We start from the raw sequence: 23,322 nt of genomic DNA, 5'->3' as shown, positions 1-23,322 counted from the left end.
CCGGGTCCCGGCTCACTTTTTGAGTGAGTGGGCGATCTGTGCCATCACGGTGTTGTCGGCCAGGGTGGTGGCATCGCCCACTTCGCGGCCCTCCGCGACGTCCTTGAGCAGGCGGCGCATGATCTTACCGGAGCGGGTCTTGGGCAGTTCCGGGACGATCAGGATGGTCTTGGGCTTGGCGATCGGCCCGATCTCCTTGCCCACGTGGTTGCGGAGTTCCTGGACCATGGCGTCACCGGAGTCCACGGCGTCCCCGCGCAGGATCACGAACGCCACAACGGCCTGGCCGGTGGTCTCGTCCGCTGCGCCCACGACGGCGGCTTCCGCCACGGCCGGGTGGGACACAAGGGCGGACTCAATTTCCGCGGTGGAAAGCCGGTGGCCGGAGATGTTCATGACGTCGTCCACCCGGCCAAGCAGCCAGATGTCGCCGTCGTCGTCCTTCTTGGCGCCGTCGCCGGCGAAATACATCGTGTCGAAGCGGGACCAGTAGGTCTCCTTGAAGCGTTCCGGGTCGCCCCAGATGCCGCGCAGCATGGCCGGCCAGGGTTCGCGGATGACGAGGTACCCGCCGGCGCCGTTGGGCACGGACTCTCCGGCTTCGTCGACGACGTCCACGGCGATGCCGGGCAGCGGGACCTGGGCGGAGCCCGGCTTGGTGGCGGTCACGCCGGGCAGCGGGGCAATCATCTGTGCGCCGGTTTCGGTTTGCCACCAGGTGTCCACGATCGGGGCGGGGTGTTCCTTTTTTTCCCCGTTCTTGCCGGCGTTGGCGCCGATGACCTCGCGGTACCACATCCACGCCTCGGGATTGATGGGCTCACCCACCGATCCCAGGACACGGATGGAGGACAGGTCCGACTTCGCCGGGATTTCCTTGCCCCACTTCATGAAGGTCCGGATGGCGGTGGGGGCGGTGTAGAGGATCGAGACTTTGTACTTCTCCACGATTTCCCACCAGCGGCCCTGGTGCGGGGAGTCGGGGGTGCCCTCGTACATGACCTGGGTGGCGCCGTTGATGAGCGGGGCGTAGGCGACGTAGGAGTGGCCGGTGATCCAGCCGACATCGGCGGTGCACCAGTAGACGTCCGTTTCCGGGTGCAGGTCGAAGACCGCCCGGTGAGTGTACGCCGTCTGGGTCAGGTAGCCGCCGGTGGTGTGCAGGATGCCCTTGGGCTTCCCGGTGGTTCCGGAGGTGTACAGGATAAAGAGGGGGTGCTCGGCGTCGTGGCCGACGGCGATGTGCTCGGCGGACGCGGTGCCGACCGTGTCGGACCACCAGTGGTCCCGGCCCTCGTGCCAGTCGACGTCCTGGCCGTTGCGCTTGACCACAACAACGTTCTGCACGGTGTGCCCGGAACCGTCGCCCTCGTGGGCGAGCGCCTCGTCGACGGCGGGCTTGAGCGCACTGGGCTTGCCGCGGCGGTAGGTGCCGTCGGCCGTGACGACCAGTTTCGCCTCGGCGTCGTCGATCCGGGAGCGGAGCGCCTCGGCGGAGAAGCCGCCGAAGACGACGGAGTGGATGGCGCCGATCCGGGCGCAGGCCAGCAGCGTGATGACGGCCTCGGGGATCATCGGCAGGTACACGGCTACGCGGTCGCCCTTGGCCACGCCGAGGGATTCGAACGCGTTGGCAGCCTTCTTGACCTCTTGGGTGAGCTGCGCGTAGGTGTAGCTGCGGGTGTCGCCGGGCTCGCCCTCGAAGTAGATGGCAACCCGGTCGCCGTTGCCGGCCTCGACGTGCCGGTCCAGCGCGTTGTACGCGGCGTTGATCTCGCCGCCGACGAACCATTTGGCGAACGGCGGGGTGGTCCAGTCCAGCGTCTGGCCGAAGTCCTTGCTCCAGCTCAGCAGCCCGCGGGCCTGCTTGGCCCAGAAAGCCGGGCGGTCGGCGTCGGCCTCCGCGTACTCGGCGGCGGTGACCACGGCGTTGGCGGCGAACTCGTCGGAGGGGGCGAACTTCCGGTTCTCCTGCGACAGGTTTTCGAACGCATCGCCCTGCCGGGGCGCCTGGGTTGTGGTGGTGGTGCCGGGGGTCTGCTGGGACATGGTGAACCTCATCATTCATCGATCCGTGCTGCACGGAACGTCCGTTACACCGCCGTGCCGTGCCGTCTGCGCGGCGTCGGGCATCGGCTGGTCACGGACGTGCCGCAAGAGCTGTTCCGAAATACACACTAACGCGTCGCCCGGACAGAACGTGTGCCCCGTCACAAAGGGAGCCGTGAGCGGTGTTTATTAAGCGCCAAGTGGTGCAGGGGCCGGGCCGCGGGCACGGTTTAGCCGCGCTTTCGGAGGGGGTTTACGCGCAGGGCGAAAGGGCCCGCCCGCTGGTGCCGGAGTGGCGCCAGCCCAGCTAGTGATCGGACCTCCACTTGGCTAGGCTGAGATGAAGTTGTGACATCCGATGGGGGCGACAGGACCGCTGGCGGTCCTGTTTTTGCCTGCCGTTAGGCGGCACTGTCCAGGGTGCGGCCACGCTAAGGAGAACAGAATGAACGAGCAAAGCAACGGGCGGCTCCACGCGCCCTCCCGCAACGAGGACCAGGCCGGTCCGGCGCAGGCCAGCGGGCAGGGGGACCAACCGCGCTTCACGGTGGACAAGCCGAACTCGAAGAACAACGAGGCCGTCGCGGGGCCCTTCACGGTCCGCGACCTCACCGTCTTCGGCTCCACGCTGGTGCTGTTCATCGCCTCGCTGATCCCGATGTTCGCCGCCCGGTACAACCTGTGGAACCTGGGCAGCCTGTTCTTCCTCGGCCTGGGCGTGCTGCTGCCGGTGATTGTCGCCGCGCTTTTCGTGGCGCGCAGGGTCAGCCCGGGTACGAAAATCCGGATCGGCTCCCTCTCGATCGACCAGTTCGCCTCCGTCGTGGCGTCTTTCAGCCTGGCGTTCTTCTTCCTGGCGACCGCCGGTGCGTTTGTACCCAGCCTGCTGCTGGGCCTCGTGGGTGCGCTGGGGCTCTTTACCGCCACCGTGCTCGCGCGGCTGATCCCCAGCCTTGCCGGTGATTTCCTGCACCGCGCCGAAGCCCCTGCCCACGTCGTGGCCCGGGAAGCGGCGGTGCCGGTCCGCAAGCCGCGCGCCCCCAAGCCTGCCAAGCCCGCCGGCGAGGCGAAAAGCTCCAAGGACGGCAGCAGCCCGCTGGCCGGCTGGGCCAAACGGATGGCACCCGGCAAGCAGTCCGGCGGTGCCCAAACCGCGCCGCAGGAACACGGAGCCCACGGGGCATCAGTAGGTACGGCAGCCGGTGTTGCTGCCGGCGCCGCTGGCGCCACCGCAGCCTACGCCCGTCCGGCGGCTGCCGAGCAGGCCACCCAGGCGCACAGCGTCCTTCCTTCTGCGTCCCCGACGCCGACGGCGTCCCCGACGCCGACGGCGGCCCCCGCCCCGGCAGCCGAAGCCGCCCCGGCAGCCGCTGAGCAGACCCAGGCGGCTGCCGCGCCGGCGGCGTCCGCTCCGGCCGAATCCGCGGTCACCTCTCCGGCGGCGTCCGCGCAGGCCGCCGGCCCGGAAGCAGCCCAGGGCGTGGCGGCCCCGGCCGCCACCGCAGCAGCACCCGCATCCGCAAGCCACGAGGCCCCCACCGCACTCACCCCGCAGGTCCGTTCACAGGAGCCGATCGGCGCGACTGTGGACCCGGCAACCCGGCCCGAAACCGAGGCCGCCCAGCCGGCCTACGAGGCATTCTGGTTCGCCGTCGCCCAGCCCCGCACCGCGGTGGACGAGCGCAGCGGCGCCCCGGCGTTCGTCGTCGAACCCGGCGGCTGGGTCCTCGCCCTCGAGGACCGCGGCCACGAGTTCCTGGTCCAGCACACGGACGGCCGCGTCGGTGTACTGCGGGACCTCAGCAACATCGAACGCGGCTAGCCGGACCGTGGCTACGGCACCCGGCAGCGCGGCGACGCCCGGCAACGGCAAGCCCCGGCCGCGGGCGGCAGGGGAGACGCTGCTGGGGCTCAAACGCCGCGCCCGCAGGATCAACAGGGCGCTGGCCGAGCAGTATCCCTACGCCCACGCGGAACTGGATTTCCGCAGCCCGTTTGAACTGGTGGTCGCGACCGTGCTCTCGGCACAGACCACGGACGTGCTGGTCAACCAGATCACCCCGCTGCTGTTTGCCCGGTACCCGGACGCGCGCAGCATGGCCGAGGCGGAGCCTGCGGAACTGGAAGCGATCATCAAGCCCACCGGGTTTTTCCGGGCGAAATCGCGGAACCTGATGGCGCTGTGCACCAAGCTCGTTGACGACTACGACGGCGAGGTGCCCGGGCGGCTGGAAGACCTGGTCAAGCTGCCCGGCGTTGGCCGGAAGACCGCCAACGTCGTTCTCGGAAATGCCTTCGGCATCCCGGGCATCACGGTGGACACCCACTTTGGCAGGCTGGCCCGCCGCTTCGGCTGGACGGATTCGGAGGACCCGGTCCGGATCGAGTCCGACGTCGCCGAACTGTTTGAACCGAAGGACTGGACCATGCTCTCGCACCGGGTGGTGTTCCACGGACGGCGCGTCTGCCATTCCCGCAAACCGGCGTGCGGCGCCTGCGCGGTGGCGACCTGGTGCCCCAGCTACGGGGCGGGCGAGACGGATCCGGAGAAGGCCAGGAAGCTGCTGAAGTACGAGCTGGCCCCGGGGCAGGAAGAGCTGCTCGCGAAGCTGCTGGCCGAGACGCACCGCGCCGCCGAAATCCGGATGGAATCGCAGCGGAGGCCGCGATGACCGCCCGCCAGGACCTGATTGACCTGGTGGCCGCGGTGCAGGCCGGCACCGCGCCGGCGGCGGATCCGCGCTGGCGTGAACTGGTGGTCGAGCCGGGACAACGCGTGCGCCGGGCCGCCGTGCTGATGCTGTTCGGCTCGCTGGATGACGTCCCCGCGACGTCCGTGAAGCTGCTGGCGCCGGCTGATCTGGATGTGCTGCTGCTCCAGCGCGCGCAGACCCTCGATGACCATCCCGGCCAGGTCGCCTTCCCCGGCGGCGGCATCGACCCCGGCGAATCCGTCATCGAAGCCGCCCTGCGCGAGGCCGAAGAGGAGACCGGGCTGGACCCGGAAGGGGTGGAGGTCCTGGGCGCCATGCCCGAGCTGGCCCTGCCCCGCGGAAATTTCCTGGTCACGCCGGTACTTGGCTGGTGGGCTTCCCAGTCGCCCGTCCGGGTGGTGGACTACGGCGAGTCCTCCCAGGTCTTCCGGGTGCCCGTCCGGGACCTGCTCGACCCGGACAACCGGGTCATGGCGACCGTGAGCCGGGCCGGCCAGACGTTCCAGAGCCCGGCCTTCACCGTCAACGGCGTGGTGGTGTGGGGCTTTACCGGGATGATCCTCAACCAGCTGTTCGACCAGCTGGGCTGGGCGGTCCCGTGGGACCGCACCCGGCTCCACGGCATCGACGCCTAGCCCCTCTTCCGGTGGTTCGGGGCCGGGGCGCGGGGACCGGATTGCGGCGCCGGCACCGGGTCCCGCTAGCGGACGGCCCGCCGGGTGTCCGGCCGCTGGTAGGCGGGTTTCGCCGCCGCGGCGGCGGATTTGCCGGCTGTCTTCCCGGCGGAGCGGTCCACGACCAGTCCGGTGGCCGCGTTCTCGCGGACCGCGGTGATGCCGGCCGCCGCCCCCTTGATGGTGTTATAAAGCGGTGAAACAGCAACTACTGTCCCGTCCGGTGCCGTCAGCCTGAAGAAATACGACTCGTCTCCGGCCGTTGCAATCTCGAATACGCCAGCCACTCTGCTGCCTTCCCGGATCCCTGCCTCGTTGCATTTGCGCCGGCGGAACAATCGGGATTACCACCGGCTTTTCGAGCGTAACGGGGCCCGCAGAGCGGGCGCAACGCTACTCGCGGGTACGTTACCCCGGGCGTCCTGGCCGCCGTCGGGGTCCGGTTTGGCGGCGCTATTTGGCGTTGTCGTAAGAGTCGACGACGGCGACGCTCACCGGAAATTCCACCGGGATCCGGCCGAACAGCAGCTCTTTGGCGGCGGCCGCGGATTCCTCGATCGCCCCGATGCAGGCGTCAACGGCGTCAGCCGGGCAATGGACCATCACCTCGTCGTGCAGGAAGAAGACCAGTTCCCCGGCCGGGGCCCCGTCCGCGCGGAGGGTGCGCAGCCGCCGTCGCAGTTCCGCCAGCCAACAGGCCGCCCAGTCGGCAGCGGAGCCCTGCACCACGAAGTTCCTGGTGAACCTACCGCGCGAGCGGGCCAGCGCCTCGGCCCGGCGCTGCTCCTCCGCGGTGGCGGACTGCTGGGCGCGCAGCCAGCGTTCCGACGGCGGCGGGCTGCTCCGGCCCAGCCGGGACGTGACGGTCTTCCCCGCCTCGCCCTCGCGGGCGGCCTGCTCCACGTAACCGACGGCGCGCGGGTAGGTGCGGGTCAACTGCGGCATGAGCCGTCCGGATTCGCCTGTAGTGGCGCCGTAGATCGCGCCGAGCAGCGCAACCTTGGCCTTGGCCCGGTCGCCGCCGAAGCCCTGCGCGGCGATGCCGGCGTAGAGGTCTTTGTCGCGGGCGGCCTCCGCCATTTTGGAATCCTGGGCCAGCGCCACCAGCACACGCGGCTCCAGCTGCGAGGCGTCGGCGACGATCAGCTTGTGGCCGGGGTCCGCATGGACGGCGCCACGGATCTGGCGGGGGATCTGCAGGGCTCCGCCGCCGCGCGATGCCCAGCGCCCGGACACCACCCCGCCCACCACGTACTCCGGTTGGAAGCGGCCATCCTTGACCCAGGCGTCCAGCCACGCCCAGCCGTTGGCGGCGTGCAGCCTGGCGAGTTTTTTGTAGGCCAGCAGCGGTTCGATCGCCGGGTGGTTGGATTCCTTCAGCTCCCACTGGCGGGTGCTCTTCACCTCGATGCCGTTCCGGTGCAGGGCGCGCATCAGCTCCTGCGGGGAATCCGGGTTCAGCGCCGGCGACTGCAGCAGGCGGCGGAGTTCGCTGTTCAGGGCCTCCAGTTTGGCCGGCCGGTGCCCCTGGGGCGGACGCGGGCCGAGGTAGTCCGCGAGGATCCGCTCGTGCAGCTCCTCGCGCCAGGGCACGCCGGTGTGCTGCATCTCGGCGGCGATCATGGCGCCGGCGGATTCGGCGGCGAGCAGCAGTTGGAGCCGCTGTTTGCGGCGGTCACCGTCCGGCGCGACGCCGGCCAACGCGTCCTGCTGCGCGGCGTATTCGGCGCGCAGCTGTTCGGGCGTGTGCCTGGGCGCCGAGCGCAGGCCGGGGTCCTCGAACAGGGCCCCCTGGTCCGCTGGCGGGGGAGGCGGCTGCAGGGACCGCGGCGGCTGCTGCACGTCGTCGTCCTGGGTCAGCTTCTCCGCGGTCCGGGCATAGTCGGTGTGCGCGGTGAACGCCGAGTGGGCCAGGATGGCACCGCACAGGGTGAGGTCATAGCAGCGTTCCAGCTCGACGCCGGCCGCCAGCAGGGCCGGGTACCAGTCCTGGGTGCGGTGCCAGATCCAGCGCGGGCGCTGCAGTTCCAGTTGGCGCACGACGCCGGGCAGTTCGGCCGCGCTGACCAGGCGCGGTTCCGGGGCGGCGGGATCGGGGGCTCCTGCCGGTGTGAGGCGTTGCAGGGCTGCGCCGTCGGCGTGGGCGGCGAGCAGCAGATGCATAGGCTCAATTCTGCCCTGTCCCTCTGTCAGCGGAGGACCGCCCGGACCGGAGGGCCGTGGTGCAGGGCCCGAGTGACGGGGCCGGTCTGGACGGGCCGGTGTGGAGAGCCGGCGTGGACGGCATGGTCGGAGGGCCGGTCCGCGCGGGGGAATTGGCCGCGGTTTTCCACATAGCCGTCGGCGGCAGGTCCCTGCGGCGTCCGATGCGCCCAAGGTGGTGGCATGAGCCGACACCAGCTATCCGAGCCCGTGAACGTCCAACCCGTAACCCGGGCCGGGCAACCCGGGCCCCAATCCGGGCCCGAGACCCGGGCCCAAGCCGACGCGTGGCTTCCCGAAGAAACGGCGGAGACGCTGCTGGTCACCGGGTCCGAGCTCCTGCGCGGCGAGGTGGAGGCGATCGTGGCAGCGGCCGGGCGGCGGCTGACACTGGCGCGGGACGCCGCCGAAGCGGCCCCGTTTTGGGACTCCGCGGTCGCGGTCCTCGTCGGCAGCGACGTGCCGGAACTGCCGCTTCGACGCCGGGCACCGGCGGTCCTGGTGGGATTGAGCGGCGAGGGGGACAGCCTCTGGCAACTGGCCGCGGCCATGGGGGCCGAGCGGGTTGCTGTCCTGCCCGAAGGCGGTTCCTGGCTGGCCGAGTACCTCAGCCGATCGCACGCCCCGGACCCAGGCGGGCACCTCCTCGGAGTCATTGGCGGCTGCGGCGGAGCCGGGGCCTCCACCGCCGCGATCTGGCTGGCCCAGGCCGCCGCGGGGATGGGCGCCCGCGTCCTCCTGGTCGACGGGGACCCCTGGGGCGGCGGCCTTGAACTGGCCCTCGCCGCCGAAGAAGAACCCGGGCTCCGCTGGCCGGATCTCGCAGAGGCCAGCGGCAGCATCGACCCGGACCAGCTCCACGAGGCGCTGCCCGAAGCGGGAGGCTTTTCCTTCCTGTCCTGGCCGGGCAACCGGGAACGGCCCCAGGCCATCGACCCGGCCGCCGTCGCCGGTGTGCTCGACGCCGCGCGGCGCTGCTACGAGCTGGTGGTGCTGGACATCGGCCGCGGACGCGAGGCACTGCGGACCTTTGCCTGGGAGTGCGACCGGGTCGTCGTGGTGCTGCCCGCCCAGCTCCGGGCCGCGGTGGCATCCGCCCGGTTGGTGCCGGAGCTTCCGCCGGTGGAGACCACCCTGGTGGTCCGGGCGAAACCCGGGGCCGCCTTCGACTACCAGCTGATTTCACAAGCCGTGGGGCTCCCGGTGCAGGGCGTTATGCCCGAGCTCCGGGGGACGGCCGCCGCCACGGAGCTCGGGCGTCTGCTGGACACCGGCGGTCGGCGCAGCGTGCAGCGCTTCACCGAAGCGGTCCTGGCCTTCAGCGGGGCCGGGTTCGCGTGAGCTCCTATCTGCCGGCGGAGCCGCCGGACCCGGCAAGCCCACCGTTCCGCGCGCAGCTGCGCCCGCCTCAACGGCGGGTGGATGCGCGGCTGCTCGAGGCGGTCCGCGAATCGGTCATGGCCGACGCCGGCCCGGTCACCCCGTCACGGGTTGCCGCGGCCGTGCAGGCCAGCGGCAAGCTCCTCGGCACCGCCGGTGCCCTGGCCGCCGTCGAAAGCATCAGCGCTGAACTGAACGGGTTGGGACCGCTGCAGCTGCTGACGCGCGACCCGCTCGTGACGGACATCTTCGTCAACAGCCCCGGCTCCGTGTGGCTGGACCGGGGCCGCGGCCTGGAACGCGCTCCAGTCGCCTTTGCCAACGAGGCCCAGGTCCGTGCGCTGGCCGCCCGGCTGGTAGCCGCAGGCGGCCGGCGGCTGGATGACAGCTCGCCCTGCGTGGATGTCAGGCTCGACGGCGGCTATCGCGTCCACGCTGTCCTGCCGCCCATCTCCACGTCGGGAACACTGCTGAGCGTGCGGATTCGCCGCGAATCCGTCTTCGCCCTGGACGAGCTCGGCCGGGCCGGCATGTTCGGCCCGTTCCTTCAGGACGTCCTCACCCGGATGGTGGAGCGCCGCCTGAGCTTCCTGCTGAGCGGGGCCACGGGTTCCGGGAAAACGACGCTGCTCGCCACGCTGCTCGGGCTCTGCGAACCGGGGGAGCGGCTCGTCCTGATTGAGGACGCCTCCGAGCTGAATCCGGTCCACCCGCACGTAGTTTCCCTTGAATCGCGCCACAGCAACCTTGAAGGCGGCGGCACGGTTGATCTCGGCGAGCTGGTGCGGCAGGCCCTGCGGATGCGGCCCGACAGGCTCATCGTCGGGGAGTGCCGCGGCGCCGAGGTCCGCGAGCTGCTCGCCGCGATGAACACCGGGCATACCGGCGCCGGCGGCACCATCCACGCCAACACCGCGGCCGCGGTCCCGGCCCGGTTGACGGCGCTGGGCGCGCTCGCGGGGATGGGGCCGGACGCCGTCCGCCTGCAGGCCGCCAGCGCGCTCGACGCCGTCGTCCACCTGGAACGCACGCGGTTCGGGCGTCAGGTGGCGTCCGTGGGGCTGGTCGGGGAAAACAGGTCAGGCCTGGCCGTCGACGTGGCGCTGGAGACCGTCGGCGGCGAGGTCCGTGCCGGTCCCGCCTGGCCGGAGCTGGCAGCCCGCCTGGGCCTGGACCCGGCCACGGCAACCGGAACCGGCGGGGCCACAGCGGTGCCCGGAAAAAGCGGGACACCGTGACCGCCGCCCTGGCCGGGATACTGGCCTTGGCGCTGTGGCTAGCGTTCGCGCCGCGGGGCGTGGCCCGACGGCGGATGCGGCGGGCCCTCCCCGAGGCCTTCGCGGGGACCGCCCGGCGGCCGTCGCCCGGGCGGCCCGGCCGCACCCGGCGTGGGCATCTGGCGGCTGGGCGCAAAAACACCGGAGCCGCGCCGGGGGTCCCCATGATCGTGCTGGTCCAGCAGCTGGCCGCACTGCTGAAGGGCGGCCGGACGCCCGCCCGGCTGTGGGAGGAACTCTGGCTGCTCTACGGTGACGAGCACCCGCCGGACGGCGGCCCGGGCGCCGCCGTCAGCCGCCACCGGGGCTCGGGCCGGACCGGCGCCCTGGCTGCTTCGTCGCGGGAAATCCTGGCCGCTGCCCGCATCGCGGCCCGGACGGGATCCCCGGTCTCCGCGGCAATCCGCGCGGCGGCCGCCCGGGAGGCCGGGAGTGCTGCCGGCCGGACGGAGCAGGCGGTCTGGGTGGAACTGGCGGCGTGCTTCGACGTGGCCGAGGCCAGCGGTTGCCCGCTCGCCGACGTCCTGACACGGTTCGCCGCCCATCTGGAGGCCGAGGGCGACGCCGAAGCCGCCCGGCAGACGGCACTGGCCGGGCCCAAGACCACCGTCCGGATCCTGACCTGGCTGCCCTTCCTGGGACTCGGGCTCGGCCTCCTGCTCGGCGTGGAGCCCCTGGCCATCCTGTTCGGGACACCCCTTGGCCTGGCGGCGCTCGGCGCGGGGCTCGCCCTCACCGCCGCGGGCCGGATCTGGTCCGCCCGCCTCGTCCGGTCCGCGGCCGGGGCGCAGTGGTAACCCCGCGGTGATCCCCAACCTCGGCGGTCTCACGGTCGCCGCCCTGCTGGCTGCCGCCGTGGTCGTGGCGCTCGCGGACCACCATCGCTCCGCTTTGCGCTGGAAACGGCTGGGCCTGCGTGCGCCCGGCAAGGCGGTCGCCGGAGTCAAAACCGGCGCCGAGGACACGGCGGCCACCGACGCAGGACTCCGGGACCCGGCCATGATGCTGGAACTGATCGGCGCCATGCTGGATGCCGGAGCCGGTCTGGGCCGATCGCTTGAGCTTGTTGCCGCCCACGCCGCCCCCGGTCTTGGCCGGCCGCTGGGTCCGGTCGTCTCCGCCCTGGCGATCGGCGCGGACTGGGAGACGGCCTGGCGGAGCTCCCACAGCTTCCCCGCGCAACTGCTGGCGCTGCGTGATGCCCTCGGATTCGCTGCGCTGACCGGGGTGCCGTCCTCGGCGATTCTGTACACCCAGGCCGCCCGGCTGCGGCGCGAGCATTTCCGCGCTGCCGAGCGGCGGGCCGCCGCGTTGGGCGTGCAGCTGGTCATACCGCTGGGCCTGTGTTCGCTGCCGGCCTTCGTGTGCCTGGGAATTGTTCCGGTCCTGCTCGCCATGCTCCCCAACGGCTCCTGACCGCTGCCCGGTCGTTGCGACTGTTCCTCCACAGCCGGACTTTTCCACTTGGCCGCCCCGCGGGCTTACCGGCGCCGCGCCTGGACGCGAGATTGGAATCAGCCGGTCTGTGCGCCGGAATCTCCCGAGAGGAAAGCCCATGACATTCCACCGAAATGCTCCCGCCGGCCCTGACCGCGAGCCCGCAGACACTGGGACCGCGGAGGTGCGGGAAATCTACCCCGGCGCTCGGCAGGACCCGCCGGTGCAGGTCCCCTCCCGGAGACCGTGGAGACGGAAGATGTTCCCCGGTTCCGAGGCGGGGATGGCCACTGCCGAATACGCCATCGCCACCCTCGCTGCCGTGAGTTTTGCGGGTCTGCTCGTACTGATCATGCGCAGCGACGAGGTCCGGGGGTTCCTGCTGAACCTCATCCGCACCGCCCTGGCGCTGCCGTGAGCCGGCCGTCGCGGGGTGCCGCCACCTGCAGCCGGGCTGCCCGCGTCGGCGGGCGCCCGGGCGCCCGCCGGCCGGACCCGCCGCCGCGGCCGGTACGGCCGGAGAAACCCGACGTGCCGTGGCCAGGCTGGCGTCCCGGCCGGGGCGCGGCACAGTCGCGGGGTGCGGTGACCGCGGAGTTTGCCGTCACGCTTCCTGCGGTTGTGCTGCTCCTGGGTCTATTGCTGGCGGGGTCCGCGGCGGGACTGACGCAACTACGCCTGGAAGAAGCCGCCCGGGCCGGCGCAAGGGCGCTGGCGCGCGGTGAAAACGCCGCCGCTGTCGGGGGCATCGTCCGGCAACTCGCGGGGGATTCGGTCCTGACGGCAGTGGCCTCCGATGGCGTCTGGCTCAGTGTGACGGTGTCCGGAACCGTGAGCGGGGCGGTGGGAACGCTGGTCCCGTGGACCCTCACCGCGACGGCCTGGGCGCGGAGTGAATCCCCGGGCGCGGCGGAGGCCTCCGTTCCGGGGACGGCGCCGTACGGCCTGGGCCGGGGCGCGTAATGCAGGCCCTGGCCCGGGAGTCGGAGCTGGGTGCGGGCAGCGTGCTCGCGCTCGGCCTGGGGATGGTGCTGCTGCTGGGGATGACCGCCGTCGTCCTGCTCGGCCAGGCGGCCGTGTCGGCGTCGAAGGCCGCCACGGCCGCGGATCTGGCGGCACTTGCGGCCGCGGACGCGGCCCGTGGACTCTCCGCCGGCGAGCCGTGCGCCGTCGCCGCCGAGGTTGCCGGCCGGCACGGTGCGGGGCTCCTGGCATGTTCGGTCGAATCCGGCAATACCGTCCAGGTCCGCACCGAACTTCACTTCCGCACGGTGTTCGGTCCGGCCACCGGACTCGCCAGGGCCGGGCCGCCCCCGGTGGAGGGCGGCGGAACGGCAGAACCGGTCACGGGGTAGGCGGTTGCCGACCTAAACCGGTTGGCCGGCGGGTTGCCCCGCGGGCGGAGCGCCCTGCTCCCCGGCCGGGCCGCCCATGAGATCGGTGGCGTCGGTCAGCAGCATCTCAAGCAATGTGACGGCGGCGTCCTTGTCCAGCGGGTTGTTCTTGTTGCCGCACTTGGGGGACTGCACGCAGGACGGGCAGCCGGACTCGCATTCGCAGGCCTTGATGGCGTCGCGCGTCGCGGAGAGCCACACCCTGGCTTTGTCGTAGCCGCGCTCGGCGAAGCCGGCGCCGCCGGGGTGGCCGTCGTACACGAAAATGGTGGGCACCCCGGTGTCCGCGTGGATGGCCGTCGACACCCCGCCGATGTCCCACCGGTCGCTGGACGCCACCAGCGGCAGCAATCCGATCGCTGCGTGCTCGGCCGCGTGCAGCGCCCCCGGGAACTGCGCCTCGATCAGCCCGGCCCCCGTCAGGGAGCGGTTGTCCATCACGAACCAGACCGCCTTGGTGAACAGGTCCCGGGCGCCCAGCTGCAGCGGTTCCTCGCCCAGGATCTCGTTCGAGATGAGCGCCTTGCGTTGGAAGGAGACCACCTGTGTCGTTACTTTCACATCGCCGAAATGCACCGCCACGTCGCCCCATTGGGTGGTGCGGAGCGTCTCCAGGACCTCGATCTGGGTCACGTCGCGCGCAGTCGTGTAGTAGTCGGGGTTGGCCCGCCGCACCACGACGCAGTGATCGTCTTCGTTCAGGTCCTCGACGACGTAGCTTTCGCCCTGGTGGACGTAGACGGCGCCGGTGTGCGCCTGGTAGTGAGTCTGGGGTGAATCCATGGTGCCGAGCAGGGACCCCGTGTCGGCATCCACGATGCTGACCGGTCCGCCGCCGTCGGCGCGCAGGTTCACCATGGCCGCGGCGCTCTGGGGGTGGGTCCAGAACCAGCCGGCCGGACGTTTACGCAGGTAGCCCTGGGCGACCAGCTGGTCCAGCAGTTTTTCGGCGGTCGGGCCGAAGAGTCCGAGCTCCGCGTAGCCCAGCGGCAGTTCCGCCGCGGCAGCGCAGAGGTGGGGGCCGAGGACATAAGGATTGGAGGGGTCGAAGACCGTGGCCTCCACTGAGACGTCGAAAATTGCCTCGGGGTGGTTCACCAGGTAGGTGTCGAGCGGATCGTCACTCGCGACGAAGGCGGCAATGGCGTCCTGTCCGGCGCGGCCGGCCCGGCCGATCTGCTGGAACAGCGACGCCCGGGTTCCCGGCCAGCCGGCCACCAGGACGGCGTCGAGGCCCGAGATGTCGATGCCGAGTTCAAGCGCGGAGGTGCTCGAAACTCCCAGCAGCTCACCGGAACGCAGCGCCTTTTCCAGGGCACGCCGTTCCTCCGGCAGGTACCCGGAGCGGTACGCCGCGACCCGCTGGGGCAGGCTGGGATCCACCTCGTCGAGGAGCCGTTTGGTGATTGAGGCGATGGTCTCGGCCCCGCGGCGCGACTTGATGAACGCGATGGTCCGGATCCGGGAGGAGACGAGGTTGGCCAGTAGGTCCGAGGTTTCGGCCACCGCGGTCCGGCGTTCCTTGGCGCCGTTTTCGCCGCGCAGCTCGGTCAGGGCGGGTTCCCAGAACGCCACGGTGGTGGCGCCGTGCGGCGAGCAGTCTTCGGAGACCGCCCGGACCGGAGCGCCGATAAGCCGGCCGAAGGAGGTCCCGGGGTCCGACGCGGTCGCCGAGGCGGCGATGAACACCGGGCCCGGATGGGAGGCACCGGGACTGTAATAAGCACAGATCCGCCGCAGCCGGCGCATCAGGTTGGCCACGTGCGAGCCAAACACGCCGCGGTAGCTGTGCGCCTCGTCGATAATCACGTAGCGCAGCCGCCGGAAGAAACGGGCCCACCAGGCATGGTTGGGCAGGATGCCGAAGTGCAGCATGTCCGGATTGGCGAGGATGACGTTGGCGTGGTCCCGGATCCACCGGCGGGACGCGGGGTCGGTATCGCCGTCGTAGGTTTCGGCCCGGACGGTGGGGAGCCTCAGTGAGCGGATGGCGGCCAGCTGGTCGGCGGCCAGCGCCTTGGTGGGGGAGAGGTAGAGGGTGACGGCGCCGTCGTCGTGGATCTTGCCGGGGTCGGCGAGGACGCGCAGCTCGGAGCGGTGGACCGCGTCCAGCGCCGGCAGCTGGTAGGCCAGGGATTTGCCGGAAGCGGTCCCGGTGGCGATCACAACGTGCTCGCCACCGTGGGCGAGTCCGGCGGCCTGCACCTGGTGGCGGTAGGGCTGGTGGATGCCCAGCGAACCGTAGGCCTGCACCAGATCGGGGTGGACCCACGCCGGCCACGGCTCATTGACGGCCTGCCGGGCCGGAATCGTGCGCACATGCCGCAGCTGCTCCGGGTCCGGGCCGCGGCCCAGCAACGGGATCAGGGACTCGTGTGGATTCACTCCAACATTGTTTCACCCGGGCTCAAATCGCCCGCCGGCGCCCGCTCCAAAGCCGGAACAAGGGGTCGGAGTCATCCCACCGACAGGTCGGCGCCCTCGTCCGAGGAGGAGAGCATCAGCACGTGGCACACCGTGGTCCAGCCGAGATGGGAGTACAGCTGCTGGCCATCCAGGGAGGCCAGCAGGAGGCCCCCTTCGACGTCGTGCTCGAACGCCTGCGCTGCCAGCGCCCGCATGATGAAACTGCCGAGTCCGCGCCGCTGGAACCCGGGCTCGGTGACAATCTTGTCGAAGACGGCGGTGTGGTCCGCGACGAACACCCGTCCGCTGGCGGCGACCTCCTCGCCGGCGTAGACGACGGCGTGATGGACCCCGTCCTCGGTCGACGGCACCCAGCGGAGATCGTCGTCCGGAAGCCAGGGATCCTCTGAGTCCTGGGTCTCCATGTCCACGACCATCATGGTCTGCGACGCCGACGTGACGTTCAGCCCGTTTTGTTCCGCGAGAGCGGTGTAGCGCGGCACGTCGTTGGTGAGGATGGTGAGGATCCGGGCCGGGACCTCGGCGGTTTTAGCGGCCAGGTCGGCGAACTCGGCGTCCGAGGGATCGTGGGCGAAATACTCCCATTCGTGGGTCGTGTCCGCCCGCAGCGCCGCAGGAAAGCGGCCCTCCCTGCGCGTCTCATAACCCCGGCAACCGGCCCACCCGGCAACCCAGACCTCCAGGAGGTGGGTGGTGTCTTCAACCATGGCGTCAAGACTCATGAGATGAGCGTATTCCAGCCCTGCCGCAAGCAACAGGGGCCGGGTTCGGTGGGGCCGCTTGCTTACCCAATTGTGACCGTGGCGAGCTCGCACCGCGACGCAGCGCTGCCCGGGGTTTTGCCCCGACCAGTACGCTTAAATACGTGGCTTTGAATCGAATTGTGCTCTTTTACGGCTTTACCCCGATCGCCGACCCGGACGCCGTCCGGCTCTGGCAGCGTGCCCTCTGCGAAAAACTCGGGTTGACCGGCCGGATCATCATCTCCAAGGACGGCATCAACGCGACCGTCGGCGGCGAGATCGGCGCCGTTAAGCAGTACGTCAAGACAACCCGCGAATACAAGGGCTTCTGCGGCATCGACGTGAAATGGTCCGACGGCGGTGCCGCTGACTTCCCCCGGCTCAGCGTCAAGGTGCGCGACGAGATCGTCTCCTTCGGCGCGCCGGGTGAGCTCAAGGTGGACGAACACGGCGTCGTCGGCGGCGGGACGCACCTTGCGCCCGAGGAACTGCACCGGCTTGTGGAAGCGAAGAAGCAGGCCGGGGAAGAGGTTGTGTTCTTCGACGGACGCAACGGCTTCGAAGCCCAGATCGGAAAATTCAAGGACGCCGTCGTCCCCGACGTCGCAACGACCCACGACTTCATCAAGGAGCTCGACTCCGGCAAGTACGACGCCCTCAAGGACAAGCCGGTCGTCACCTACTGCACCGGCGGCATCCGCTGCGAGGTCCTCTCCAGCCTGATGGTCAACCGCGGCTTCAAAGAGGTCTACCAGCTCGACGGCGGGATCGTCCGCTACGGCGAGGCGTTCAAAGACCAAGGGCTCTGGGAGGGCTCACTCTATGTCTTCGACAAGCGGATGCACCTGGAGTTCAGCGAGGACGCCAAGACCATCGGCCAGTGCGTCCGCTGCGCGGCGCCCACGAGCAAGTTCGAGAACTGCTCCAACCCCAGCTGCCGCACCCTGACTCTGTACTGTGCAGACTGCGCCTCGGACCCGGCGACGCTGCGCTGCCCGGACGGCTGCGACCCGGCTCCGCAAGGATCGGGCTCAGATCCGGCTCACGCGGTAGGCGAAATTCGCCGGGGCCAGTGACTCTATCCGGACCCGCAGCACCGCGTCGGCGGCGAGCTGGACCACGTTGACCCGCGGACTGCCGCAGCGCAGGCTGAGATCCACCAGGACACTCTCCTTGTCCCGGATGGTGAACGACACCCGGCGCGTACTCCGGCAAACCAGGGTCAACGCATACGTTCCGCTCGGCAATTGCGTGGTGGTCTCGTGCCGGATCTCGCCTGCGTCCAACAGGCCGGAAGCGGTGTGGAAGACCTGTCCCTGGGTTTCCGGCAATACCTCCACCAGCCATTGGTCCAGCTCCGCCCCGATTACCGGCCGGTTCCTCCCGGGGTCCTGCGGGAGCGCGGCGTCCGTGAACGTTGCCGCCTGGGACGGCGAAGGACCGGAGAACCCGTCGTCGTACTTATACTCGCAGGCGGCCAGCCCCGAAGCGCAGGCAAGGACAGCGGCCAGCGCGACGGCGGCCGCGGCGCCGCGGCACCGCCGCAGCGCGGGTGCCTGCGCGGTGGGCATACTCCGACTCTAGGCCCGGCCGCGGCGCCGGACCAGAGCGACGTAGCCGGGCGGTCGCGGCTCTAAGGCGGCGGTTCGCGGATGACTCGGAATCCGACCGCGGCGCCGAGACCGGGGTCAGTGGAGTTCTTGACGATCTGCACCGTGGCCGGCCCGGATTTCAGTGCTACGGAAGCCTCGACAGCGCGTCCGCAGGGGACGTTGAGCTCCAGTCTGCCGCCGTCGCGCCGGCCATCCTGCGAGATCGTCAGGAGCGCGCTGGGCGTGCCGGTGCAGGCCGCCGTCACGTCGTACGTGCCCTCGGCGAGGCCCTTGAAGGAGCCGCGGAAGCCGAACCCCGCCGAGGCGCCCATCACCATCGCAGCGGGGGACGTCCCGAGGATACGCTCAACCGCAGCCTGGTTCCGGACCGCCCTGGCGGCAAGTTCCGGGTCCTGGGTCGGCAGAGGCGGTCCAGGCGCCGTTGAGCGGGCCGAAGACGCGGTTTCAGAAGACGGACTCCCGACGTCGTCCGCCACCTCACAGCCGGACAGCGCCGCCACCGACAACGCGAGCACGATCAGCGGCGCCGCGGCACGTGCCGTTTGCCTACCCCCAGTAGCAACCATGCCCCGAGCCTAGTGGCAGCCGGGAACGGGGCCAGTCACATCAGGCCGCAGGCACCACGTGGTAGGCAAAAATGAGCGGGGCGTCCACGCTGGAGGCGCTGACCTTCAGTTTTCCGGCTGCCGGCACCTTGATCCTGGCGGTCTCCCGGCTCCCGTTGCAGGCGGCCCCGGCCTCCGTCAGCCGCTGGCCGTCGAGGGAGACCTCGAAGAATTCCTTGCCGCCGCCCTCGCAGGTCATGGTCAGGGCGTAGCTGCCGGCCGTGACGGTGGCATCCTTGGCGACCGGATTCCGGTCCCGGATCTTGCCCGCATCAGCCAGGACGGCCCCGCTGGCCGACGGCAGGGCCGTGGCCTGCCACGAGTTCACGTCGGCCGATTCAATGGACCCGGCCGGGGAGCACGCCGAGGCGCTGAGCACGACGGCGGCGCCGGCCGCGGCGGCCAGGGTGCGGCGGAGAACGCGGGGGCGGGACGGCAGCGGTGGAACGGAAAGCATGACTCCAACTTACCCGCTGGGTGCCCTGCCCCCGGACCTCGCTGTCCCCGGCTCCCTTGGGGGCAGCCCGGGTCGACGAGTCCCGCCCCGCCGTCGTCCGGAGGGTGCTAACCGGCTATCAGCTCCTGCACCCGCCCCCGGTGCAGTGCCAGGTACACCCGGTCACGCAGCTTGTTGGCAGCCTGGTCCGTCAGGGTCCGGTCCAGCGGCTGCAGGACCACCCGGAGGAGCACGTTCACCTGGTCCGGGGCCAGCCGGAGGCGTTCGACGGCCCTCGCCGGCAGCCCGGGCGCCGGTGTAACGGCCAGGATCTCGAGTGCTGCCAGGATCTCGGCATCGGCGCCCAGGGCCGTGCGGGCAAGATCGCCGAGCAGTTCGACGTCGGCGTCCGCCGCGGTGCCGAGCACGAGGGATAGATCGCGCCGGACCTCCGGCATGGCCGACACCGGCTGGTACAGCGCCAGATCCTGCAGCTGCGCCTTACCCTCCGGATGCGTGGAACGCAGAAGCCGGATGTCCCGGATCCCCTTGCGCAGCATAACGGCCCGGTCCAGCCGCATGCCCAGGCGAGCCCGGCCCAGCGGCGGGGCACCGCCCGCCGCGCGGAAGCCGCGCCACGCCTAAACTTGTCCGGTGACCCCATCAACGTTTTTCACCGCCGGCAACACCCCCGACGCGCCCCGCAGCGACCTCCCGGACCTGCTCGAGAGCCTGGCCGAGGACCTGCGCCGCATCGGCTACACCGTTGACGGCGTTGCGGGCCTGCTGGGCCCGGCCGCGCACAGCGCACTCAGCCGCGACCAGCTCATCCCGGCGCTGATCGCCACCGAGGCCGCAGCCCACGCGGAACGGACGACGGCGGCGCTCGCCGCCGTCGTCCGCTTCTGGCTGCTGGCCGAACCGCAGCGCGCCGCAACCCTGGACGCTGCCCTCCCCGCCACTGGCACGGAGGGCCTGCTGGAACTGGGACTCGCCGAGCCGGCCGCCGGGGGACTGGTCCAGGCGAAGGTGGATCTGCGTCCATACGGCTGGGAGGGGGCCCCGGGGGAAGGCGCCCAGGGGGAAGAAACGCTCAGCAGCGGCGGCGCCGAACTCTGGGTGGCGAGCGATCTGGCCGCCCACCAGCGCCCGGGCGTGCTGCGCCACGACCACGTACTCGGGATCGGGCAGGCGTCCACCACCCTGGTGCAGGTGACCGCGCGGCGGCACGTGGCCCGCGCCCTGGACCTCGGTACCGGCTGCGGCATCCAGACCTTCCACCTTCTGCACCACGCCGAACACGTCACCGCCACCGACATCTCCCTACGGGCCCTGGCCTTCACGCGCTTCAACCTGATGCTCAACGCGGCGGCGCTGCATCTGGACCCCGCCCATCTGGAGGCCCGGGTGAGCCTGCGCCGGGGCTCGCTGCTCGATCCGGTGGCGGGGCAGGAGTTCGACCTGGTGGTCTCCAACCCGCCGTTCGTTATCACGCCGCGCAGCGTCGGGGAGGCCTCCGCGGACCAGTTCACCTACCGCGACGGCGGCCTGCCGGGCGATGACATCGTCGCCGCGCTGGTCCGGGACCTCCCGGCCGTCCTCGCCCCCGGCGGTACCGCCCAGCTGCTGGGCAACTGGGAGATCCCGGCGGGCGCCGACTGGGCCGAACGGCCGCAGTCCTGGGCCAGCCCGGACGCGGACGTCTGGTTCATCCAGCGCGAGCAGGTCGGGCCGGAACAGTACGCCGAAACCTGGCTGCAGGACGCCTCCGAAGCCCGCGACCGGCGGCTCTACCAAGAGTCCTACGCCGCCTACCTGGATGACTTCGCGTCGCGGAACATCGAGGCCATCGGCTTCGGAATGATTTGGCTGCGGCGCCCCGCGGCCGGCTCCCCGGTGCTGAGGCGCTTTGAGGAGATCACCTACCCGATCGAGCAGCCCGTCGGTCCCCACCTGGGCGAAGCCGTCGGGCGCGCCGACTGGCTGGCTGCCCACGACCTGCCGGCCGCGCACCTGCTGGTGGCCGAGGATGTTACCGAGGAACGGCACCAGCGCCCGGGCGCCGAACACCCCGGCGTCATCCTGCTGCGCCAAGGCGCCGGGCTGCGCCGCACCAACCTGCTGAGCACCGAGCTGGCCGGCTTTGTCTCAGCGTGCGACGGCGAGCTCTCCGTCGGGCAGATCATCGGTGCCCTTGACGCCCTGCTGGGCGGGTATGAGGGATACGACAGCGGTGTGTTCCGCCAGGGGCTCCTCGACGAGGTGGGCAACCTGGTCCGCGACGGCTTCCTGCTTCCCGCCTGAGCCTGACGGCGCCGGAACCGACGCGGGGGCCGGCGCCGCGGCCTCCGCGACCGGGGCGGGCGCGCCTTCGCGGCCGAAACGGGGCAGCACGTAGGCGGCGACAGCCAGGGCCACCAGGACGCCGGCCACCCCTGTGACCAGGAAGCTCTGCCGGACCGGCAACAGCGCACCCAGCAGGCCACCGATCGCCAGCGCGGCAATGGAGACGGCGCGGGTCATGCCGCCGATGATCGCCATCGCCTGGCCCCGCCCGCTTTCCGGAATCCGCAGGATCGCGATAGCGCCAAAGCACGCGTTCAAGGCTCCGCAGGCCGAACCCATCGCCGTGTACGCCACGAAGAGCAGCCCCACCGTGGGCACCAACGCCATCACCCCCAGGAACGCGGAGGTCAGCGCCATTGAAACGAGCAGTACCCGCAGCCGGGCCGGCGGCGTCTTGATCCGGCCCGCCAGCGCGGCGCCTGCCGCCATGCCGAGGCCAAAAGCCGCTGCGAGCAACCCGTACTGCGTCTCGGTGGCACCGAGTTCGCCGCGGGCCAGGAAGACCTCCAGCACGTTCGTAGCCTCACCGACGACGATGAAGAACAGGGCCCCGAGGACCAGGGCCCACACCAGGCTGTCCCGCCGGATCAGCCGCAGACCGTCCAGCAGGGCCGGCGCCTCCCGCCCGGCCAATTCGGCCGCGGTGCCGCGCCGGGTCCGGATCAACAGGGCGCCGACGCCCATGGCCAGATAGCACGCGCTCGCCACGGCAAACACCATTCCCGAGCCGCCCCAGCCGCTGAGCAGTCCGCCCGCGGCAGGCCCGGCCATGCCGGCGATCATGATGGTGGCCTGCATGGTGCCCATCGCCCTCGGGGTGCGCTCCTCGCCAACGATCCGGGGCAGCAGCGCCTGCCAGGTCGGGCCCGCCACGGCCTGCGCGGCGTCCAGCAGGAACGTCATGGCGAACAGCACGGGGATCTGGTTGTCCAGGTATTGCAGGCCGAGGCCCATGCCGGCTACGGCGGCGGCACTGACCACGGAGGCGGCCGTCGCGAGCGCGCGGGAATCCCTAGTGTCGGCGAGCCGGCCCGCCCACGGTGCCAGCAGCACCAGCGGCAGCGCCGAGCACAGCAGGTAGCCCGCCACGAGCCACGGCCCGGCCGCCGCCGTCGGGCCGGCCGCCGCGACGTTCTGCAGGTGCAGCATCACACTGACGACGACGGCGCCCATGCCGGCGGTGGCCAGGAAGCGGGAGCTGCTGGCGAGCAGGAAGTCGCGGTTGCGCCAGAGCGAGGGCCCGCCGGCCGGGCCCGACCCTGTATGAAGTATATGTTTCATAACGGCAAAGTATCCCGTGTAGGGAATCAGTGTCAAGCATTTCTTTCATAGTTTGGCGGGCCTCGGTAGACTGGGAAGGTGAATGCAGAAACCCCAAAGGCGGAGCTGTCCGCTGACACCGCCGCGCCGCCAGCCAAGCGCAGGCCGCGCCCGGAAAAGAAGGTCGAGATAACCGACCCGAAGGCGATCCGGGCCCTGGCCCACGCCGCGCGGCTGGAGGTCATTTCGGAGCTGTATTCCACACAGGTCAGCCGGACGGCCACCGAACTCGCCGCCCAAACGGGCCTGACGCCGAGCGCGATGAGCTACCACCTGCGCGCCCTGCAGAAATGGGGCATAGTGGTGCCGGCCGCCACCGCCGGTGATGCCCGGGAGCGCCGCTGGAAAGCAGCCGGGACCGACTTCACGATCAATTCGGGCGGCGGCGTGGCGAGCCCGGAATTCGCCGTGCTCGATCTTGAGCTGGACGCCTACCGCCGGCGCGTCAACGCCTACGCCAGGACCCGCGACGAGCAGCGGCAACGCGGCGAAGCCGTGGACGGGACCTCGTCCGTGGTGCTGGCCAGCAACCTGCTGTACCTGACCCCGGCGCAGCGTGCGGAGCTGAACGAGCGGCTCTTCGACCTGCTCCGGGATTATGAGCTCGAGGACCCGGACCAGGTGCCCGAGGGAGCGGAGCGGATGGCCACCATGTGGTCGATGATTCCGGATGACCGGGGCAAGGCCGCCCGTGACTGACCGGCC

General features: G+C 70.9%; 22 protein-coding genes and 1 pseudogene. 13 read left to right on the top strand and 10 right to left on the bottom strand.

Features of this window, described 5'->3' with window-relative positions; translation table 11 throughout:
* Positions 1–12: 12 nt before the first annotated feature.
* Positions 13–2,049, bottom strand: a complete 2,037-nt coding sequence (acs, locus tag AC1MED_RS15540; protein WP_479786707.1) for an acetate--CoA ligase — start codon at positions 2,047–2,049, stop codon at positions 13–15.
* 445 nt (positions 2,050–2,494) lie between these two features.
* On the opposite strand from acs, the gene AC1MED_RS15535 reads away from it, so the two are divergent.
* The 3 genes from AC1MED_RS15535 to AC1MED_RS15525 all read left to right on the top strand — a co-directional run bounded on the left by AC1MED_RS15535 (position 2,495) and on the right by AC1MED_RS15525 (position 5,398).
* On the top strand, positions 2,495–3,871 hold the full coding sequence (locus AC1MED_RS15535) for a hypothetical protein (RefSeq protein ID WP_479784162.1): 1,377 nt from the start codon (positions 2,495–2,497) through the stop codon (positions 3,869–3,871).
* Positions 3,872–3,950: 79 nt separating this feature from the next.
* The gene (gene nth, locus AC1MED_RS15530) at positions 3,951–4,721 is read left to right on the top strand and encodes an endonuclease III (protein ID WP_479786706.1); all 771 of its coding nucleotides are present in this window, start codon (positions 3,951–3,953) and stop codon (positions 4,719–4,721) included.
* Positions 4,718–5,398, top strand: coding sequence for an NUDIX hydrolase (locus tag AC1MED_RS15525; protein WP_346957834.1), 681 nt, complete (start codon positions 4,718–4,720; stop codon positions 5,396–5,398). The genes nth and AC1MED_RS15525 overlap by 4 nt, the downstream gene beginning before the upstream one ends.
* A 65-nt stretch (positions 5,399–5,463) precedes the next feature.
* On the opposite strand, the gene AC1MED_RS15520 is transcribed toward AC1MED_RS15525, so the two are convergent.
* Entirely contained in the window at positions 5,464–5,724 is a 261-nt protein-coding gene (locus AC1MED_RS15520; RefSeq protein WP_479784160.1) for a YegP family protein, read from the bottom strand.
* Positions 5,725–5,890: 166 nt separating this feature from the next.
* Complete coding sequence (locus AC1MED_RS15515; RefSeq protein ID WP_479784158.1) at positions 5,891–7,600, bottom strand: bifunctional 3'-5' exonuclease/DNA polymerase; 1,710 nt, start codon at positions 7,598–7,600, stop codon at positions 5,891–5,893.
* A 222-nt stretch (positions 7,601–7,822) separates the two neighbouring features.
* On the opposite strand from AC1MED_RS15515, the gene ssd reads away from it, so the two are divergent.
* The 7 genes from ssd to AC1MED_RS15480 all read left to right on the top strand — a co-directional run bounded on the left by ssd (position 7,823) and on the right by AC1MED_RS15480 (position 13,088).
* Positions 7,823–8,980: a septum site-determining protein Ssd gene (ssd, locus tag AC1MED_RS15510; RefSeq protein ID WP_479784156.1), complete on the top strand. Its 1,158-nt coding sequence runs from the start codon at positions 7,823–7,825 to the stop codon at positions 8,978–8,980.
* Positions 8,981–9,036: 56 nt separating this feature from the next.
* Positions 9,037–10,257 (top strand): TadA family conjugal transfer-associated ATPase, encoded by a 1,221-nt coding sequence (locus AC1MED_RS15505; protein ID WP_479786705.1) that lies wholly within the window; start codon positions 9,037–9,039, stop codon positions 10,255–10,257.
* Positions 10,254–11,093: a hypothetical protein gene (locus AC1MED_RS15500; protein WP_479784154.1), complete on the top strand. Its 840-nt coding sequence runs from the start codon at positions 10,254–10,256 to the stop codon at positions 11,091–11,093. The genes AC1MED_RS15505 and AC1MED_RS15500 overlap by 4 nt, the downstream gene beginning before the upstream one ends.
* A 7-nt stretch (positions 11,094–11,100) precedes the next feature.
* Positions 11,101–11,712: a type II secretion system F family protein gene (locus AC1MED_RS15495; protein ID WP_479784152.1), complete on the top strand. Its 612-nt coding sequence runs from the start codon at positions 11,101–11,103 to the stop codon at positions 11,710–11,712.
* 139 nt (positions 11,713–11,851) lie between these two features.
* Positions 11,852–12,151, top strand: a complete 300-nt coding sequence (locus AC1MED_RS15490) for a DUF4244 domain-containing protein (protein WP_479784150.1) — start codon at positions 11,852–11,854, stop codon at positions 12,149–12,151.
* A gap of 113 nt (positions 12,152–12,264) precedes the next feature.
* Positions 12,265–12,696 carry a TadE family type IV pilus minor pilin gene (locus AC1MED_RS15485; RefSeq protein ID WP_479784148.1) on the top strand — a complete coding sequence of 144 codons (432 nt, stop codon included), beginning with the start codon at positions 12,265–12,267 and terminating at the stop codon, positions 12,694–12,696.
* Positions 12,696–13,088, top strand: coding sequence for an Rv3654c family TadE-like protein (locus AC1MED_RS15480; RefSeq protein WP_479784146.1), 393 nt, complete (start codon positions 12,696–12,698; stop codon positions 13,086–13,088). Before AC1MED_RS15485 ends, AC1MED_RS15480 begins: the two co-directional genes overlap by 1 nt.
* A gap of 12 nt (positions 13,089–13,100) precedes the next feature.
* Here AC1MED_RS15480 and AC1MED_RS15475 read toward each other — a convergent pair whose 3' ends face one another.
* Complete coding sequence (locus AC1MED_RS15475; RefSeq protein WP_479784144.1) at positions 13,101–15,512, bottom strand: DEAD/DEAH box helicase; 2,412 nt, start codon at positions 15,510–15,512, stop codon at positions 13,101–13,103.
* A gap of 71 nt (positions 15,513–15,583) precedes the next feature.
* On the bottom strand, positions 15,584–16,276 hold the full coding sequence (locus tag AC1MED_RS15470) for a GNAT family N-acetyltransferase (RefSeq protein ID WP_346957824.1): 693 nt from the start codon (positions 16,274–16,276) through the stop codon (positions 15,584–15,586).
* 143 nt (positions 16,277–16,419) lie between these two features.
* Between AC1MED_RS15470 and trhO the strand changes: the two genes are divergently transcribed.
* Positions 16,420–17,373 (top strand): oxygen-dependent tRNA uridine(34) hydroxylase TrhO, encoded by a 954-nt coding sequence (gene trhO / locus AC1MED_RS15465; RefSeq protein ID WP_479784141.1) that lies wholly within the window; start codon positions 16,420–16,422, stop codon positions 17,371–17,373.
* On the opposite strand, the gene AC1MED_RS15460 is transcribed toward trhO, so the two are convergent.
* The 4 genes from AC1MED_RS15460 to AC1MED_RS15445 form a co-directional block, all read right to left on the bottom strand.
* Positions 17,329–17,868: a DUF6023 family protein gene (locus tag AC1MED_RS15460; protein ID WP_479784139.1), complete on the bottom strand. Its 540-nt coding sequence runs from the start codon at positions 17,866–17,868 to the stop codon at positions 17,329–17,331. The genes trhO and AC1MED_RS15460 overlap by 45 nt on opposite strands.
* Positions 17,869–17,930: 62 nt before the next feature.
* Positions 17,931–18,476, bottom strand: coding sequence for a hypothetical protein (locus AC1MED_RS15455; protein WP_479784137.1), 546 nt, complete (start codon positions 18,474–18,476; stop codon positions 17,931–17,933).
* A gap of 40 nt (positions 18,477–18,516) precedes the next feature.
* On the bottom strand, positions 18,517–18,972 hold the full coding sequence (locus AC1MED_RS15450) for a DUF6023 family protein (protein WP_479784136.1): 456 nt from the start codon (positions 18,970–18,972) through the stop codon (positions 18,517–18,519).
* 107 nt (positions 18,973–19,079) lie between these two features.
* Entirely contained in the window at positions 19,080–19,532 is a 453-nt protein-coding gene (locus AC1MED_RS15445; protein ID WP_479784135.1) for a hypothetical protein, read from the bottom strand.
* 73 nt (positions 19,533–19,605) lie between these two features.
* On the opposite strand from AC1MED_RS15445, the gene AC1MED_RS15440 reads away from it, so the two are divergent.
* Complete coding sequence (locus tag AC1MED_RS15440; RefSeq protein WP_479784133.1) at positions 19,606–21,255, top strand: DUF7059 domain-containing protein; 1,650 nt, start codon at positions 19,606–19,608, stop codon at positions 21,253–21,255.
* A 93-nt stretch (positions 21,256–21,348) separates the two neighbouring features.
* Here the strand turns inward: AC1MED_RS15440 and AC1MED_RS15435 are convergent.
* Positions 21,349–22,446 (bottom strand): annotated as a pseudogene (locus AC1MED_RS15435) (MFS transporter); the annotation flags it as partial.
* Between the two features lie 210 nt (positions 22,447–22,656).
* Here AC1MED_RS15435 and AC1MED_RS15430 point away from each other — a divergent pair.
* A complete protein-coding gene (locus AC1MED_RS15430) occupies positions 22,657–23,316 on the top strand; it encodes an ArsR/SmtB family transcription factor (RefSeq protein WP_479784132.1) in 660 nt (219 codons plus the stop codon).
* Positions 23,317–23,322 lie beyond the last annotated feature (6 nt).

It is taken from the genome of Arthrobacter sp. BI5 (assembly GCF_056680065.1).
The sequence above is the reverse complement of the archived record's forward strand: the minus strand, read 5'-3'. Positions and strand labels throughout refer to the sequence as shown.

Bases quoted from the DNA above. Each gene is read 5' to 3' on its own strand.
- AC1MED_RS15460 (WP_479784139.1), bottom strand. From the start codon at position 17,868: ATGCCCACCGCGCAGGCACCCGCGCTGCGGCGGTGCCGCGGCGCCGCG.
- AC1MED_RS15515 (WP_479784158.1), bottom strand. From the start codon at position 7,600: ATGCATCTGCTGCTCGCCGCCCACGCCGACGGCGCAGCCCTGCAACGC.
- ssd (WP_479784156.1), top strand. From the start codon at position 7,823: ATGAGCCGACACCAGCTATCCGAGCCCGTGAACGTCCAACCCGTAACC.
- AC1MED_RS15445 (WP_479784135.1), bottom strand. From the start codon at position 19,532: ATGCGGCTGGACCGGGCCGTTATGCTGCGCAAGGGGATCCGGGACATC.
- acs (WP_479786707.1), bottom strand. From the start codon at position 2,049: ATGTCCCAGCAGACCCCCGGCACCACCACCACAACCCAGGCGCCCCGG.
- AC1MED_RS15470 (WP_346957824.1), bottom strand. From the start codon at position 16,276: ATGAGTCTTGACGCCATGGTTGAAGACACCACCCACCTCCTGGAGGTC.
- AC1MED_RS15480 (WP_479784146.1), top strand. From the start codon at position 12,696: ATGCAGGCCCTGGCCCGGGAGTCGGAGCTGGGTGCGGGCAGCGTGCTC.
- AC1MED_RS15525 (WP_346957834.1), top strand. From the start codon at position 4,718: ATGACCGCCCGCCAGGACCTGATTGACCTGGTGGCCGCGGTGCAGGCC.
- AC1MED_RS15535 (WP_479784162.1), top strand. From the start codon at position 2,495: ATGAACGAGCAAAGCAACGGGCGGCTCCACGCGCCCTCCCGCAACGAG.
- AC1MED_RS15450 (WP_479784136.1), bottom strand. From the start codon at position 18,972: ATGCTTTCCGTTCCACCGCTGCCGTCCCGCCCCCGCGTTCTCCGCCGC.
- AC1MED_RS15490 (WP_479784150.1), top strand. From the start codon at position 11,852: ATGACATTCCACCGAAATGCTCCCGCCGGCCCTGACCGCGAGCCCGCA.
- AC1MED_RS15455 (WP_479784137.1), bottom strand. From the start codon at position 18,476: ATGGTTGCTACTGGGGGTAGGCAAACGGCACGTGCCGCGGCGCCGCTG.